The sequence below is a fragment of the Oleiphilus sp. HI0132 genome (assembly GCF_001635845.1).
In genome coordinates, this window is record NZ_LWGJ01001386.1 from 1 (window position 1) to 16,646 (window position 16,646).

A 16,646-nucleotide genomic window follows, 5' to 3' on the forward strand; every position below is an offset into this window, starting at 1 on the left:
AACAAAACACTTATCTGTTTAATTTCAACACCTTAATTAAATATCACACCTTACCTCTCGTATCGAAGCGCACTTTATTTTATAGACATTTCCAAATATCATCGCTGCACTTTTTAGGACAAAAGCGAACCTTTTTCGTTTTAGTCATAATATTAAATTGCCAAAACTTCGCTACACTTGAGCGCTAAAATACACCTATACTTAGTAGCTTTATTTAACGAACTCCTATCACGACAGGCAAGCAAACTAACGGACCGTGCGATGACAACAAGCAAAGACGCCACACCCAAGATCAGCCTAGATAACCCTTTTGGTTCTGACAACGAGCTGGACTTTAGAATCCCCGGGCAAAATGCAGAAAACCCCGGACTTTATGAAGAAACTCTCCGTAAAGGTTACGACCTGATGCAGCGCCCAAGAAAAGCTGCTGGTGTAACGGCCATTACGCGTCAACACAGTAAAAAGCGAATGACGATATGGGAACGTATTTCAGTTCTAACAGATGAAGACCCAAAGGTACTGTTCCAGAACTGGGGTAAAAATCTAGATGGCGCGTCAATCGTCACGGCAGTCGTAAAAATAGACGGCCGAGACGTTGCCTTATACGGTCACGATTTCACCGTCAGGGCGGGCTCTATGGATGCCACCAACGGCACTAAGCTAGCCCGCTTAATGGAGCTTGCGGGTAAACGAAAGATTCCTTTAGTGGGCCTAAACGATAGTGCCGGCGCTTACGTCCCCGCCGGAGTCGGCGGTCTAGACGGTTACGCCGAAGCTTTTACCGCTTTAAGAAAGATCAGCGGTGTTGTACCTAGCATTATGTGCATGTTTGGTTTTAATGCCGGTGGTGGTTCATACCTTCCACGCCAAGGTAGCTTTATGATTCAGCCAAATGATACATTCTTTGGCCTAACAGGCCCTGGTGTGGTGAAAAGTGTACTCGGTGAAGATGTAACGCCTGACGAGCTTGGCGGCCCTGGCGTACATAGCCAAAGTGGTGTCACAGATATCGTGGTAAAAGATGAAGTCAGCGCCTTGAAGAAAGTTCGCCAACTACTCAAATATCTTCCGAACAACAATTCCGAGTTAGCACCCTATCAGGAAACGTCCGATCCGATTGATCGTAAGACCTGGGATATCGACATCCTGCTGAAGAAGGCCTTCAATAGCCCAACCGGTTTCAATACGCCTATTGATGTCACTATCATGATCCAGCAACTTTGCGACCATGGCGACTTTATTGAAATTCAGGAAGAGCGTGCACGTAACACGGTTACAGCCTTGGGTAGAATGGGTGGCAATGTGGTCGGCTTTCTGGCCAATAACAGCGCCGTGTCTTCAGGCCAGATTGATATTGATGCAGCCTATAAGAATGCACGCTTTATCCGCTTCTGTAACCTTTACAATATCCCTGTCATCTTTATGGAAGATACAACGGGTTTCTTACCTGGTAAAGATCAAGAATCAAACGGTATTGTGCAAGCAGGTAGAGCAATGCTTGATTCAATTATTGACCTAAGAACGCCTCGTTTTTTGGTGATCATTCGTAACGCTTTCGGTGGTGCTTACGCTTCTTACAACTGCTATCAGACAGGTGCAGACTTTGTATGCGCCCTGCCTTCTACCAGAGCAGCCGTAATGGGACCAGCAGGTGTAGAATTTGTCTATAAGAAGGAGTTACGCGCTATTCGCGGTGCGGTTAAGACAGGCGAGCAAAGTGCCGAATGGGGCGCTGAGCAAGAAGCCTTACTCGCAAAACGCTATGAAGAAGAATTGATGAACCCAAATGAGGCGTTGAGCCTAGGGTCGATCTCTCAAATTGTTATGCCCAGAGACATGCGCAAGGTCTTGTGCGAACAGCTCAATTTCCACTTATCACACTATACACCTGAGCCACTCGGCGGCGTACAAAGGGAGTCTTTCTAATGAGTAACGAACATTACCTTAACAACCCGCTGACTCATCAAGACCGTCGTTTAGGCCAATCAGACAGCACTTGGGTACGTAGCTTCTCGTGTGAAGACATTCGCCCCTTAATCATTTGTCGTGGCCCTATTCGTAAAGAAGCAATGGATGTATTTGCAGAAATGGGAGTGACGCATTGCGGTATCTTATTGTCTGAAAAAGACAGTATTGTTTATCAAAATGCCTTGGCGCCAGAACTGCGCCAAATCAACAATCCTGACCGCATTCACCGTGTGCCAGACTACAGCGGCGCAGATAAAGAAGAGCGTGTTCAGCGCATAGAACAGATCATTCGCATTGCTAAAGAGAACAACTATAACGCTATTTTTGCCGGCTACGGCTTTATGGCCGAAGACGAAGCGATGGTTGGCGCAATGGAAGAAGCCGGTCTGAACTTTATTGGCCCTTGCTCGGAAACGGTTCATAAAGCAGGCCTAAAAGACGAGGCGAAGCGCACCGCATTGCAAGTCGGCGTCAGTGTAACGCCTGGAATCAACAATGCTACTGCCTTGACACTCCTTAAAAAGCATAGCGATGAAAAGGCGCTACTGTCTTTAGTCAAAAAAGAAGGCTTAGCACTCAACCAAGAACGCTTTGAAAATGCCGACTCAATTGAAGATAAAGCCGACGTCGTGCTTGATGCAGGCTACAAAAAAGGCATCGACCTTTATAGCGTGGCAGAGCTTCAGGAAACCATCCGCGAGCAAGTAATCAAGATTGGCCAGGAGTACCCTGAAAACCGTATTCGCCTGAAATGCATCGGCGGTGGCGGCGGTAAAGGCCAACGCATACTCTCCAGCCCTTCAAGCTTTAAAGGCAGCATCGAAGAGCGCTTAAGCCAAGCAGCAGATGAAGCACCTTCTCTAGTACTTGAGATCCTCAACGAGGTAAAAGCGACAGGCCAAGGCGACAACAAGAATATTCTTGTCGAGTTGAATATCGAAACCACTCGTCACCAGGAAATCCAGGTGATCGGTAATGGTGAATGGGCACTGGCTTTGGGCGGTCGTGATTGCTCTTTGCAGATGCACGAGCAAAAGCTGCTTGAAATATCGGTTACGACCGAAGATTTACAGCATGCGCTTACAGAGTCGTTGCATCGCGGTAGTGAAGCCGAATCTAAAATCCTTAGCCAGGAGATCAAAACCCTTCAGGCGATGGAAAAAGAATCCGAAGTATTTGGTCAGGCTGTAGGTTTGGACAACGTATCCACCTTCGAGTGTATCGTTGACCGCGACAAACACTTCTTTATGGAAATGAACACCCGAATTCAGGTTGAACACCGCGTTACAGAGCTCTGTTATAGCCTGAAATTCGTCAACCCCGACAACGCTGATGACAGTTTTACGGTGCACTCATTGGTCGAGGCCATGGTATTACTCGCTGCACACGGCAAGCGCTTACCCAAGCCCGAGCGCGTATTGCGTCATAATGCTTCGGTTGAAGCCCGCCTTAATGCAACTAACCAAGCTTTGGCACCCCATGCAGGTGGTTTGATTGAACATTGGTCAGATTCGCTTGATGGCGAAATTCGTGACGACCAGGGCATCAGTCTTCACAACCCTGATACAGATGTATTCATGTCCTATCACTTGGCCGGTGCTTACGATAGTAATATCGCCCTACTCCTGACTGTTGGCAACAATCGTCTGGAAAGCTTTGAACAAATGTCTGAAGTACTTCGCCGCACTAAGCTGGAAGGTAAGGATCTAGGCACCAACCTTGAATTCCATTACGGCTTGGTCAACTGGATAATGGGCAACAATATTCATGCGAAACCAACAACCCAGTTTATCGTTCCCTATCTAACGGCTGTAGGCGCGTTAAAAAAACAGGCACAGCAATACGACCTGAACCAGGTTTATGCTGAAGTCTGCCAAGCAAATATTGCTAGCCTTAAATCCAAGGACGACAAGACTGCAATGCAAAGCGTATTGCAACGCAAGCACCTATTGCTTACACGTCCGGTTGAGCACTTAATGCTTGAACCACACTTGTTATCCGGCTGGTTGGCCATGCATCAAACTCACTTCTCGGTTGATAAGAAGGGCAAGGTCTCCTGGATAGAAAACCCGATTAAAGTCCTGGATGAAACTTATCACTTCCTTAACATGGACTTTCACCCGGGAAACAAACGAGAGAACCCAGCGGCCACCATGATCTGGGATCATGACCAGGAAATCCTCAGCGATGCACTTTCCTTCTATAGCACACTTGAAGAAAAACTGGATATTTGCAACTTCAACGACTTAGACAAAGCCCTAAAAGCTGCCAAGCACAGCGATTTTGATACAGCGACCTGGGCCGCAATCAAAGCTGCCCACGCAGGCTATCAAGCTGGCTGCAGAGTACTACTATTACTGCCATACATAGCCGCCAAGACAGGTTTCTTCGAACTGAAAGTCGCTGATGACCTGAGCTTAGTCATTCCTGAGAACTTAACCAATAAAGATTATCAGGAAGCGATGGCGAAGGTCCTAGTACCACCACCTGTCGCGAAAAGTGATGAGATTCTCGCCAGCTCAGGCGGTATGTTCTATTCGCGCGAAGCGCCTGATATGCCTCCCTTTATTGAGGAAGGCCAGCACTTTGAGACGGGAGATCCGCTCTATATCGTTGAAGTCATGAAGATGTTCAATAAAATAGCTGCGCCGTTCTCTGGCACCATTGCTAAAGTGCTGCTTGAAGACGATGGCACCATTATTAAGAAGGGTCAGCCACTGTTCAAAATTGTTCCTGATGAAGAAATCGTTATTGAAACAGACGAGCAGATAAAAGACAGACAAACCAAAGCTTGCACTGAGTTTTTGGCGAATATTTAGGAGAATAAACAATGATTACAGGCTTAGACCACATTGCGATAGCAGTGCCAGATTTACAGAAAGCCATAGAGCGCTTTGCGGAAGACTTCGGCTTGAACCTTAAAGGCCAGGAAGATGTACCTGAAGCAAAAACCAGTGCTGCGTTTTTAGACGTTGAGAAAACCAGTATTGAATTGATTCACCCACTTAACGGTGAAGGCCCTGTGCAGAAATACTTGGAAAAGAAAGGCGGTGGCATTCACCACCTTTGTTTCCGCAGCGACGATATCGAAGCGGATGTTGAGCGTTTGAAGGCAAAGGGTTATCAATTCCTTTCCGATGCACCTTCACCTGGTGCGCACAATTGTAAAGTGATCTTCATCCACCCAAAAAGTGCCGACGGCATTTTAATAGAGCTTAACCAACCCATGGATCAGTAAGCACTTACATAAGCATAACAATAGAGCAGCTATTACTTAACGAGAAATACTATGTCTGATAAAAAGCCTGATTTAGCCGCACAACTCGAGCAATGGGAAGCGCTTGCGACCAAACAAATGAAAGGGGTCAGTCCGGATGAAATGACCTGGCAGACGCCAGAAGGTATTCCCGTTAAGGTGCTCTATACCGAGGAAGATACAAAAGACCTGCCTCACACCCAGACACTTCCCGGTATGGCTCCCTTTGTACGTGGCCCAATGGCAACGATGTACGCCGGCCGCCCCTGGACCATCCGCCAATACGCAGGATTTTCCACCGCAGAAGAGTCAAATGCTTTCTATCGCAAAAACCTGGCTGCCGGTGCACAAGGCGTATCAGTTGCCTTTGATTTAGCGACTCACCGAGGTTACGACTCAGACCACCCACGCGTAACGGGTGATGTAGGTAAAGCAGGTGTGGCGATTGATTCAGTCGAAGATATGAAAATTCTTTTCGACGGCATTCCGCTTGATAAAGTATCGGTATCCATGACCATGAACGGCGCAGTCTTGCCAATCCTGGCTAGCTACATCGTTGCAGCAGAAGAGCAAGGCGTTTCACAAGAACAGCTTTCAGGCACGATTCAGAATGACATTCTGAAAGAGTTTATGGTGCGCAATACCTATATCTACCCACCAAAACCATCCATGAGGATTATTGGCGATATTATCGGCTACACCTCCGAGAACATGCCTCGCTTTAACAGCATTTCAATCTCCGGCTACCATATTCAGGAAGCCGGTGCTGATGCAGCGCTGGAACTAGCCTACACACTTAGCGATGGCAGAGAGTATGTTAGAACTGCACTGAAAGCTGGTTTGGACGTCGATGCCTTTGCGCCTCGCCTTTCCTTCTTCTGGGGCATTGGCATGAACTTCTATATGGAGATCGCCAAGCTCAGAGCCGGTCGCTTGTTATGGCATAAGATTATGGATGAGTTCGGACCTAAGAACCCCAAATCTTCTATGCTTCGAACCCACTCGCAAACATCAGGCTGGTCTTTGACCGAGCAAGACCCTTACAACAATGTGATTCGTACCACCATCGAGGCGATGGCTGCGGTATTTGGTGGCACTCAGTCACTGCACACCAATGCTCTGGACGAAGCGGTTGCACTACCAACAGAATTCTCTGCCCGTATTGCGCGAAATACTCAGATCATCCTTCAAGAAGAAACAGGTATTCCTCAGGTTGCAGACCCTTGGGGGGGCTCCTACATGATGGAAAGTCTCACGCAGCAGATTGCTGATCGAGCTTGGGAATTAATTGAAGAAATCGAGGAAAAAGGTGGAATGGCAAGTGCCATAGAACATGGCATTCCAAAAATGCGAATTGAAGAAAGTGCCGCGAAAAAACAAGCACGCATTGATCGCGGTGAAGATGTCATTGTTGGTGTCAATAAATACCAGCTCGATCATGAAGATGACCTGGATATACTTGAAGTAGACAATGTGGCTGTACGCGAGTCACAAATCAAGCGCTTGGAATCGATTCGTACAAATCGAGATTCTGATGCGGTTAAAGCAGCGCTTACAGCCTTGACTGAGGCAGCGAAAACAGGTGAAGGCAATTTGCTAGAATTGAGCGTAAATGCTGCTCGCTTACGCGCGACTGTTGGCGAAATTTCTGATGCTCTGGAAGAAATATACGGACGTTTTCAGGCGGAATCTCGCACTATTAGCGGCGTTTACGGCGCCTCCTATGAGGGCGATGAAGACTGGCAAGCAATACAGTCTGATATTGAAGCCTTTGAGAAAGCCCAAGGTCGGCGCCCAAGAATGCTGGTCTGTAAAATGGGCCAAGACGGCCATGACAGGGGTGCTAAAATTATTGCCACCTCATTTGCCGATGCGGGCTTTGATATCGACCTATCCCCTATGTTTTCAACCCCTGAAGAAGTCGCCAAGCAAGCCGTCGAAAATGACGTGCATGCCGTCGGTGTCAGCTCACAAGCTGCAGGACACAAGACACTAGTTCCTGAGCTCATTCAGGCGCTCAAAAATCAAGGCGCGGACGACATTATCGTTATTGCCGGGGGAGTGATCCCTAAACAAGACTACGACACACTCTATCAGGCAGGAGTTAAAGGAATCTTCGGGCCTGGTACAAAAGTGCCTTATAGTGTTCGCCAAGTGCTAACGGCGATCAATGAGTCTGCCTAGCTTCCTGGTATGAATATCGATCTTGAGCAACTCAAAAAAGGCCAGCGCCGAGCACTAGCCAAAGCTATTACCTTGGTCGAGAGCAAGCGCGACCAAGACAGAGCGGCTGCTCAACAAGTCTTGAATGAGCTATTGTCAGATACCGGAAATAGCCTTCGTATAGGAATCAGTGGCGTACCGGGGGTGGGAAAGTCTACCTTCATCGAAGCCTTTGGTCGCCATCTGATCGCTAATGGAAAAAAGGTAGCTGTACTCGCTGTCGACCCCAGCTCTCCTCTACGTGGAGGAAGTATCCTTGGCGATAAAACCCGCATGGAAAAACTTGCCCGTGAAGACAATGCCTTTATTCGCCCCAGCCCTTCTGAAGGCGCGCTAGGTGGCGTCGCGCTTAGAACCCGTGAGACAATGCTCCTATGCGAAGCCGCCGGCTACGATGTAATACTCGTAGAGACCGTTGGTGTAGGCCAATCCGAGTATGAAGTCGCCTCGATGGTCGATTTCTTTCTCGTATTGATGCTTCCTAACGCTGGAGATGACTTACAAGGCATCAAACGAGGCATTATGGAGCTGGCGGATGCCTTAGTCGTTAACAAAAGTGATGGTCCTAACCAAGGCTTGGCTCAGCAAACCAAAAACCACTACAGTAATGCCTTTCACCTCTTACAGCACGATGGTTTTTGGAAACCTCAAATTCTCACCTGCTCATCTCTTGAGAACACCGGAATTGAGACTGTATGGGACATGATTCTGGACTACCAGGAACAAGGCAAAAGCCACTCCAATGAAGAAGGCCTTAATCTATTTGAGGATAAACGCGCCCGACAAAATAGAGAATGGTTGAACACCTTGGTAAAAGATATGTTGGAACAGGAGCTTAAAAGTCACCCTCCAGTTCAATCAGCACTACCTAAGCTCCGCTCAGCTGTGCAGGAAAATAGTGTAACCCCCTACTCTGCAGCACATCAAATCATTCAGTTATTTCTCAACAAACAAGACCCGTCTTGACTATTTACCGCCCCTTAGCGAGGACCCTATTGCTATCAGCCTGAGCTAATCACGACAGGCAAGGGTTCGAATATATCTGCCAACGCTAAACTAAAAAAGCCCGATTAAGTAACCGGGCTTGATAACAAACTAAGCTAAATATTATGCTGTTGTTTTCTTGATAATCGCAAGCAAATCGTCCTTTAGCTTAAGGCGCTCTTTCTTACACTTTTCAAGGTACTCGTCAGAGGTGTTTTCTGCACCAGTCTCAATTCTGTGTACTTCATGATCCTTATCATGATACTCATCAAATAAACGAGCAAAGTGATTATCACTCATCTTGAGGTTATGAATAGTCTCTTTATGCTCTGGCAACTCATGAACTAGATCGTGCTTTTCTAACATAGATATATATCTCCTTAGAGGGATTGTTTTTTATCATCTTTTCATAACTCCACTTTATATGAGCCTTAGTCCAAACGAGATGATCTAGGTCAAACAATTAGGTATCTTGAAAATCTTTCTATTGTCAGCCTAGATCAGGCCTAAACGTGAGTTTTCTATACATCAGGTAAAGACTTGTAAGCAAGTCGTGAAATCTAGTCAAATCCGCCTATACCCATTACTCAAACCTAAGAACAGCCTATACACTGAAGTCATTGTTTATGAATAGTTCTTCCAAAAAGCATAAGCACTATGGAAAGACTAAAACCAAATCAGGAAAGAATATGCTAAAAAGAATCATTGCTGTCAGCAGCCTGCTGTTTGCTGCGTCAAGCGTCAATGCAGGCCTCATTAACCCGACCGGCAATGCCGACGGGCTAAACTTTAGCTGGTCGCAACAAGAGTCTGATCAGCTTCAAACGTTTGATGAACAACAGGGCGTTGCGATAGCTCATCAACAGGTTCAAGTTGACTACTTGCTTGGGAGTAACCTGTTCGTTGGTGATACCTTAAGAGGTCAGCAAACTGGCAAAAATTCACCTTACCTAAGTGCAGGCAGTTACAGTTCTCACCTGATTCACTTTGACCCACTAGGCACCTCGAGCGGTAAAGAGACCAAGCAATTAATTGAGTTTGATAGTGACATTGTTGCGATCATCCTCAACGGTAAAAAACTCAATGCGTCGGACAATATATTTGGTGGTACGGGGGCCAATTACGAGACATCAACTTCTCGAAAGTGGGAAAGTAACGATTTTCTAACATTTACTAGCTCCCAGTCGATACTGGTTGATCGCGCAACGGTAGGTCGCTACTGGATTGATGATGCGCGCATCATTACCCAAAGCGTATCAGAACCCTCTTCTATTGCCTTGCTTGGCCTAGGTCTTCTTGGCTTAGTGGGTATTCGTCGCAAGAAAATCTAAGTCTCCTCATCGCAATCATTACCCTGCTTCGAACGATTTAGTCAATTAGTCTGGAGCAGGGATTGCCAAGCCTGCCTTTTTTAGCTAACGTCTAGCCCATTCAGATCGACCCCGTTTTTACTAATTAAGGCTATTTGTATGGCACAGTACGTATTCACCATGAATCGCGTGGGAAAAGTTGTCCCACCTAAGAAAGAAATCCTCAAAGATATCTCCCTTTCATTTTTCCCTGGCGCCAAAATTGGTGTATTGGGTCTTAATGGTGCGGGTAAATCAACACTACTAAGAATTATGGCGGGCGTTGATAAAGACTATATTGGTGAAGCCCGCCCTCAGCCGGGTATCAATATTGGCTACCTCGCTCAGGAGCCTGAACTTAACGAAGAAGCAACGGTCAGAGACAACGTTGAAGAAGGCGTGAGTGAGATTAAAAATGCGTTAACTCGCCTAGATCAAGTTTATGCAGAGTACGCTGAAGAAGGTGCAGATTTCGATGCTCTAGCCGCAGAACAAGCCAAGCTAGAAGCAATCATTGAAACCGGTGATGGTCATAATCTGGAAAGAACACTGGAAGTCGCTGCTGATGCCTTAAGACTGCCACCATGGGATGCTGAAGTTAAACATTTATCAGGTGGTGAAAAGCGTCGTGTCGCTCTTTGCCGTCTATTACTTTCTAAGCCGGACATGCTGCTTCTTGATGAACCGACCAACCACCTTGATGCAGAAAGTGTCGCGTGGTTGGAACGTTTCTTACATGACTACCCTGGAACCGTCGTCGCCATCACCCACGATCGTTACTTCCTTGATAATGTTGCAGGTTGGATACTGGAGCTCGATAGAGGCCATGGCATTCCATTTGAAGGTAACTATTCTCAGTGGCTTGAAAATAAAGAGAAACGTTTAGAGCATGAGCAAAAGCAAGAAGATGCTCGCCAAAAGAGTATTAAATCTGAGCTAGAGTGGGTTCGCAGCAACCAAAAAGGGCGACATGCCAAGAGCAAGGCGCGTCTTAAGCGCTTTGAAGAGCTTAACTCTTCCGACCTACAGAAACGCAACGAGACCATGGAAATTTACATTCCACCAGGGCCACGCCTGGGTGATGTTGTTATCGAGCTCGATGGTGTCAGTAAGCAATACAAAGACAAGCTGCTATTCAAAGATTTGAGCTTTAGTGTTCCACCCGGAAGCATTGTCGGTGTAATTGGTGGTAACGGTGCAGGTAAATCTTCACTATTCAAGCTGCTAGCAGACGTAGAGCAACCCGACTCAGGCACTATTCGTTTGGGTGATACTGTTAAGCTGGCTTTCGTTGAACAAACGCGTGACCTGGACAATTCCAAGACGGTATGGGAAGAAGTCAGTGACGGTAACGATATGATCACTATCGGCAATTACCAAACACCATCTCGTGCTTATGTCAGTCGTTTCAACTTCCGTGGTAATGACCAGCAAAAGAAAGTGAATGAGCTGTCTGGTGGCGAGCGTAACCGTCTACATTTAGCCAACGTGCTTAAGCAAGGTGCGAACGTTCTACTACTCGATGAGCCAACCAACGATCTTGACGTAGAAACACTACGAGCACTGGAAGAAGCCGTCTTGGCATTCCCTGGTTGCGCAATAGTGATTTCGCACGACCGTTGGTTCCTCGATAGAATTGCAACGCATATATTGGCTTATGAAGGCGATAGTGAAGTGGTCTGGTTTGAAGGCAATTACACTGAATACGAAGAAGACTTCAAAGCTCGTAAAGGTGAACAAGCCAAGACACCTACTCGTGTCAACTATAAGAAGCTTGCCTAAGAGCCAAGGCTGCCAAACTAGCTGAAAGCCTGAAACAGCAGTTCTTTTGAGCGATTTGTTCTCAAAAGGACTGCCTAAGCTTGCAGTTACCTGATATAGCACTTATATTCTAATGAATGACTATAATAATTAATCCTCTCTGTTATCCTTCAAACTGGTTTGCAGAACAGAGTTGCCGGAGGCCAAATGAGCGAAGAGACAAAACAAGACGAGCGCCGTCATTTTAGCCGAATTCTATTTAATGCCGATTGCACCTTGCGTCAGGATGACCTTGAATGGTCTACCGAAGTCCTTGATATTTCCTTGCGCGGAATTCTGGTTCACCGGCCTGACCACTTCAGCCTGGATGTTGATACGCCTTGCGAAGCGACCATCAGACTATCAGGTAGCGAAAGCCATATTATTATGTCACTCACCTTTTCCCACGAGGAAAACAATACCTTAGGTTTTAAATGCCAGCACATTGATATCGACAGCATGACCCACCTTAAGCGTTTAGTAGAGCTTAATGTTGGTAGCGACGATATTTTAATGCGTGAACTGGAACTTCTCACAGTCATTTAAATTAAGCTCTGCTCAAGTTTCCTCTCTATTTAAGCCTCAATAACTAGGAATTTCCTAAGTTCCTACTAAACTAATTAGTCATAGTAAACGCTTGTTTTCTTTAATTGACGTATAACTGCAACAAGGCACTCATGGGATCAGGACAACAAAAGCATATTGAAAGTGATCGCATGCTCAAGGCCATCACTGACCAAAGCTCTGAAGGCATTACAGTTGCCGACACTGAGGGTAATTACGTATTTGTTAACCCTGCTTTTTGTAAGATGAGCGGCTACAGCAAAGATGAGCTGCTAGGCATGACGGTGTTTGATATAAAGGCACCCGAACAAGATCACCGCTCTTTCGAAAGAACCAAAACCACTGAAGAAGGGCTAACCGTTGAAGTTTTGCTTCAACGTAAAGACGGAAGCACTTATCACTCAGAAGTGATTGGAAAGAATATTGATATTGACGGCAAAGCCCTGGTACTCGGGATAGTTCGCGATATCAGCCAGGAAGTAAAAACCGGACAAAAAATTCGTACCCTCTCCCAAGCCGTCGAGCAGAGCCCTGTGTCGGTCATGATCATCGCCACCAATGGGAGCATAAAGTATGTAAATCAGGCATTTGAAACGACCTCCGGCTACCCTCTTAGTGAGGTTGAAGGAAAGAAGTTTTTCAGCCTAATGCCTGACCACGCAAAAAAAGATACCTACGCAGCACTCTTCGAAGCGCTTGAAAAAGAACATAGCTGGGAAGGCGAAGTACAAATTCGTAAAAAGAATGGCGAGACCTTTTGGGAATATGGGCACATCTCTCCAGTAAAGGATGAGTATGGGAAAGTGATTCACTATCTTGCCGTCAAGGAAGATATCTCGACACGCAAAGCACAAGAAGAAAAAATATTTCACCAAGCGCATTTTGACTCGCTGACTGACCTGCCCAATCGACTTTTATCTTTGGATAGGCTCACCCACATCATTGGTGAAGCCCAACGTCAAAACAACAAAGTTGCCTTACTGTTCGTTGATCTAGACGATTTTAAAAAGGTTAATGACTCCCTTGGCCATGACATGGGTGACGAAGTATTGATGGTTGCTGCAGAGCGCCTATCAGAAGTACTTCGAACGGGCGATACAGTTGGCCGCTTGGGAGGCGATGAATTCATCTTAATTTTGGGCGGCCTAGATGACGAGAAGTCTGCGCAAAAAACTGCTGAGCGCATATTAGAACAATTCAGAAGCTCGTTTGATATTGAAGGTCGTAAACTGATGCTAACTGCCAGCATTGGCATTGCTCTTTTCCCTCATGACGGTGCTACTCCGACCGACTTGCTAAGAAATGCCGACTCAGCCATGTATCACGCTAAGTCTCTCGGGCGAAACGCCTACTCGTTCTACACTGAGGAAATGAACCAACAAGTCGCCCGAAGATTACAGCTTGAAGAACAAATCCATGGTGCCTTAGACCGAAATGAATTCTCGCTCGCCTACCAGCCTCAAGTCGATGTTCAGACTGACAAAATTATTGGAGCCGAAGCACTATTACGCTGGAATAACCAAACCTTAGGACAAGTACCTCCTGATGAGTTTATTCCGATCGCAGAGGAAACCGGGTTGATCATTCCTATTGGTCAATTTGTATTGCACCAGGCGCTATCTCAAGCATCAAAGTGGCAAAAGCAATACCAAGCAGACTTTCGCATGGCGGTTAACCTGTCGCCACGGCAGTTTCGAGATCCAGACCTGATATCTCAAGTCGAAAGAATTATTCAGGACCATCAAGTTGCCAGACATACACTTGAGTTTGAAATTACCGAGGGCGTTCTAATGAATAACCAGCAGTTCGTAAAAGATGCGCTAAGAGCCCTCAACCATCTTGATGTCCGAATATCGATGGATGACTTTGGAACCGGCTATTCCTCACTAAGCTATCTCAGGAACTATCCTTTTGACATGCTTAAAGTCGACCGTAGCTTCGTCAACGACTTAGTCGAAGACCAAGCCGACAAAGAACTAATTAATGCGGCGATTTCTATGGCTCACAGCTTAAACCTTAAGGTCGTCGCTGAAGGGGTCGAGAATCAGGAGCAATACAAGCTGCTCAAAGATCTAAACTGTGACTATGCACAAGGCTATCTGTTTGGTAGACCCATGGCGCCAGACATATTTGCCTGTCATTTAGAAAGTACGCTCGAAGACTAATCTAATAAGCTAAACCAAAGCATGTTAAAACAGAGCATTCAACAAATCAGGTAACTTCTTCACTAGCATAACTTCCATCCCTGCAATATCGTTTCTCGGTTTGTTTCCATAGGGAACAATCGCTCTTTTAAAGCCATGCTTCAGCGCTTCCTGAATTCGTTCCTGACCACTAGGGACTGGACGTATTTCTCCCGACAAACCGACCTCTCCAAAGATCACCATATCTTCAGAAAGTGACACCCCTTTCAAGCTAGAAACAATCGCTGCCAAAGTCGCTAAATCGGTACTCGTTTCCAGTGTCTTTACACCACCTACCAGATTCACAAATACATCCTGGTCGCCACAATGGATCCCACCATGTCGATGCATCACGGCCAGCAACATTGATAAACGGTTCTGATCCATACCCAAGGCGACTCGCTTAGGGTAGTTGCCTTGGCTCTCATCAACCAAAGCCTGTAATTCTACTAGCAACGGGCGCGTACCTTCCCAGAGTATCGTCACGACACTACCTGGCATTATCTCTTCGCCACGGCTTAGGAATATTGCACTCGGGTTCTTCACTTCAACCAAGCCTTTTTCGAGCATAGCAAAGACACCTAACTCATTCACTGCACCAAAACGATTTTTGATTCCTCGCAAAGTGCGATAACGAGTGTCACTGGAGCCTTCGAGCATTATCGAGCAGTCAATCATATGCTCCAAAACCTTAGGCCCGGCAATCGCTCCCTCTTTGGTCACATGACCAACCAGAAATAGCACCATGCCAGTCTGTTTGGCAAGACGGGTCAACCTGGCAGCACATTCTCTTACTTGCGAAACGCTACCTGGAGCCGACTCTATCGCTTCTGTGTGCATTACCTGAATACTGTCAACAACCAGCACTTTTGGCTTATGGACTTGAACCACTTCTTCTATTGATTCGATCCGGGTTTCAGAGAACATATTCAGCACATCAGCTTTGAGACCGAGGCGCTTTGCTCGCAGTGCAACCTGTTGTAAAGACTCTTCACCAGTAATATATAAGCCGTCCCTGCTTGAAGAAAGATGACACATCGTCTGGAGTAGCAAAGTACTTTTCCCGGCACCCGGATGACCTCCAACCAATATAGCAGAACCGGGAACTAAACCTCCCCCCAGCACCCGATCAAACTCACCTATACCGCTACTGAATCTGGGTTGATCTTCGAGGTCAATTGACCCCAAAGCCTTAATCTCGGACTTGGCGCCCGCATAACCCAACGAGGTACTGCTGCTCTTACTTTGCTTTGCTAGCTTTATTTCCTGAATAGTATTCCATTGGCCACAATCCGGACACTGGCCTTGCCATTTAGATAAATCTGACCCGCACTCAGTGCAGACGAATGCGGTTTTGCTCTTTGCCATGCTAAGCCTATTGCTATGAGATCTGATAATTATGCGTGCAAATAGATATGCTCGCTCTACAGGAGGAATATTATAGAGCTAATCGAGGAATTAAGTATATGAAGCCAGAAGGCCATCAATGATATATTGAGCAGTATGAAAGGAACTTTCTACTCTGCTGGAATAAAGTCATCTCGCTGGAAGTCACCTTCCAGAAGTTGCTCCCAGGTCGTTGTAAACGTTTCATCTGGGAAACTGGCTCCAACACGAGAATCATCACCATCATAATCAACACCGATCACCAGTGCACTAGGGTTTGACGTCAGGGTCACTCGCTCCAAACCCTGTCCTAATACCTTAAATATGCCATCAGTTGGATATTCGCCTATCGTGCCATTCAGCTTGCTAAAAGAGTCCATTGCATCAACTTCAACTGTTCCGCCAATCGAATCGGACTCCAAGACTCCTGAAAAACCAATCACATAGGTGCCTCGTGACAAATTCTCAACCTTTTCAGCATCAAAGTCAGTTAATGAAAACTCATTCAGTGAAGCATTCTGCTGTACGGACAAAGAAAAATCGCTATCGACAATGTTAAATGACTCAGTTTCGAGATCTTCTGAAATATTTGATAACTCAATTTCTCCATCTATAGTCGTGGTAATTTCGCCATCTTTAACTGCAAACTCATTGACACTTACATCTAAATGCCGACGATAGTACTGGCAGCGCTCTAGTTCCTGTTCACCTTCAAAAACATGATAAATTTCATCTCCGTCCAACGATGCTAAAGCACCAGCATCGACACCTAAACGCTCATTGATAATCAAGGTTGGCCTATTTTTGGCAACTTCATAAGATGCCCTTAGGGTAGATATTCGCTCACCCGTATCGCTATCGTAGCTGTGCTCATAAACTCGGACTATCGTGTCATCACCAAAGGGGAAAAATCTTACTTCATGGCCTGCTACA

12 protein-coding genes are annotated in these 16,646 nt (G+C 46.2%); 9 read left to right on the forward strand and 3 right to left on the reverse strand.

Annotated elements, in window-relative coordinates:
- The first annotated feature begins 261 nt into the window (after positions 1 to 261).
- From A3766_RS21270 to meaB, 5 genes are read left to right on the forward strand one after another with little or no spacing between them, the layout of a single operon-like run.
- The gene (locus A3766_RS21270; RefSeq protein WP_068513979.1) at positions 262 to 1,926 is read left to right on the forward strand and encodes an acyl-CoA carboxylase subunit beta; all 1,665 of its coding nucleotides are present in this window, start codon (positions 262 to 264) and stop codon (positions 1,924 to 1,926) included.
- Positions 1,926 to 4,787 carry a biotin/lipoyl-containing protein gene (locus tag A3766_RS21275; protein WP_068513978.1) on the forward strand — a complete coding sequence of 954 codons (2,862 nt, stop codon included), beginning with the start codon at positions 1,926 to 1,928 and terminating at the stop codon, positions 4,785 to 4,787. The genes A3766_RS21270 and A3766_RS21275 overlap by 1 nt, the downstream gene beginning before the upstream one ends.
- An 11-nt stretch (positions 4,788 to 4,798) precedes the next feature.
- Entirely contained in the window at positions 4,799 to 5,206 is a 408-nt protein-coding gene (mce, locus tag A3766_RS21280) for a methylmalonyl-CoA epimerase (RefSeq protein WP_068513974.1), read from the forward strand.
- Positions 5,207 to 5,257: 51 nt separating this feature from the next.
- A complete protein-coding gene (gene scpA, locus A3766_RS21285; protein WP_068513972.1) occupies positions 5,258 to 7,408 on the forward strand; it encodes a methylmalonyl-CoA mutase in 2,151 nt (716 codons plus the stop codon).
- 9 nt (positions 7,409 to 7,417) lie between these two features.
- The gene (gene meaB / locus A3766_RS21290) at positions 7,418 to 8,413 is read left to right on the forward strand and encodes a methylmalonyl Co-A mutase-associated GTPase MeaB (RefSeq protein WP_068513969.1); all 996 of its coding nucleotides are present in this window, start codon (positions 7,418 to 7,420) and stop codon (positions 8,411 to 8,413) included.
- Between the two features lie 141 nt (positions 8,414 to 8,554).
- Here meaB and A3766_RS21295 read toward each other — a convergent pair whose 3' ends face one another.
- Positions 8,555 to 8,797 (reverse strand): YdcH family protein, encoded by a 243-nt coding sequence (locus A3766_RS21295; protein ID WP_068513965.1) that lies wholly within the window; start codon positions 8,795 to 8,797, stop codon positions 8,555 to 8,557.
- A gap of 260 nt (positions 8,798 to 9,057) precedes the next feature.
- On the opposite strand from A3766_RS21295, the gene A3766_RS21300 reads away from it, so the two are divergent.
- The 4 genes from A3766_RS21300 to A3766_RS21315 all read left to right on the forward strand — a co-directional run bounded on the left by A3766_RS21300 (position 9,058) and on the right by A3766_RS21315 (position 14,309).
- Positions 9,058 to 9,762, forward strand: coding sequence for a PEP-CTERM sorting domain-containing protein (locus A3766_RS21300; protein WP_068513962.1), 705 nt, complete (start codon positions 9,058 to 9,060; stop codon positions 9,760 to 9,762).
- 138 nt (positions 9,763 to 9,900) lie between these two features.
- On the forward strand, positions 9,901 to 11,562 hold the full coding sequence (gene ettA / locus A3766_RS21305) for an energy-dependent translational throttle protein EttA (RefSeq protein ID WP_068513959.1): 1,662 nt from the start codon (positions 9,901 to 9,903) through the stop codon (positions 11,560 to 11,562).
- Between the two features lie 186 nt (positions 11,563 to 11,748).
- Entirely contained in the window at positions 11,749 to 12,126 is a 378-nt protein-coding gene (locus tag A3766_RS21310) for a PilZ domain-containing protein (protein WP_068513956.1), read from the forward strand.
- Positions 12,127 to 12,257: 131 nt separating this feature from the next.
- Entirely contained in the window at positions 12,258 to 14,309 is a 2,052-nt protein-coding gene (locus tag A3766_RS21315) for an EAL domain-containing protein (RefSeq protein ID WP_068513955.1), read from the forward strand.
- Positions 14,310 to 14,333: 24 nt separating this feature from the next.
- Here the strand turns inward: A3766_RS21315 and radA are convergent, their stop codons facing one another.
- Together radA and A3766_RS31385 are read right to left on the reverse strand one after the other, a co-directional pair.
- Positions 14,334 to 15,695: a DNA repair protein RadA gene (gene radA, locus A3766_RS21320; protein ID WP_068513952.1), complete on the reverse strand. Its 1,362-nt coding sequence runs from the start codon at positions 15,693 to 15,695 to the stop codon at positions 14,334 to 14,336.
- 149 nt (positions 15,696 to 15,844) lie between these two features.
- A partial coding sequence (locus tag A3766_RS31385) for a hypothetical protein (protein ID WP_197479666.1) occupies positions 15,845 to 16,646 on the reverse strand: 802 nt, incomplete at its 5' end.

What these genes read in the sequence shown, in the direction of transcription:
- A3766_RS21295 (WP_068513965.1), bottom strand. Translation starts at nt 8,797, where the DNA reads ATGTTAGAAAAGCACGATCTAGTTCATGAGTTGCCAGAGCATAAAGAG.
- A3766_RS21275 (WP_068513978.1), top strand. Translation starts at nt 1,926, where the DNA reads ATGAGTAACGAACATTACCTTAACAACCCGCTGACTCATCAAGACCGT.
- radA (WP_068513952.1), bottom strand. Translation starts at nt 15,695, where the DNA reads ATGGCAAAGAGCAAAACCGCATTCGTCTGCACTGAGTGCGGGTCAGAT.
- A3766_RS21300 (WP_068513962.1), top strand. Translation starts at nt 9,058, where the DNA reads ATGAATAGTTCTTCCAAAAAGCATAAGCACTATGGAAAGACTAAAACC.
- meaB (WP_068513969.1), top strand. Translation starts at nt 7,418, where the DNA reads ATGAATATCGATCTTGAGCAACTCAAAAAAGGCCAGCGCCGAGCACTA.
- ettA (WP_068513959.1), top strand. Translation starts at nt 9,901, where the DNA reads ATGGCACAGTACGTATTCACCATGAATCGCGTGGGAAAAGTTGTCCCA.
- scpA (WP_068513972.1), top strand. Translation starts at nt 5,258, where the DNA reads ATGTCTGATAAAAAGCCTGATTTAGCCGCACAACTCGAGCAATGGGAA.
- A3766_RS21315 (WP_068513955.1), top strand. Translation starts at nt 12,258, where the DNA reads ATGGGATCAGGACAACAAAAGCATATTGAAAGTGATCGCATGCTCAAG.
- A3766_RS21310 (WP_068513956.1), top strand. Translation starts at nt 11,749, where the DNA reads ATGAGCGAAGAGACAAAACAAGACGAGCGCCGTCATTTTAGCCGAATT.
- A3766_RS21270 (WP_068513979.1), top strand. Translation starts at nt 262, where the DNA reads ATGACAACAAGCAAAGACGCCACACCCAAGATCAGCCTAGATAACCCT.
- mce (WP_068513974.1), top strand. Translation starts at nt 4,799, where the DNA reads ATGATTACAGGCTTAGACCACATTGCGATAGCAGTGCCAGATTTACAG.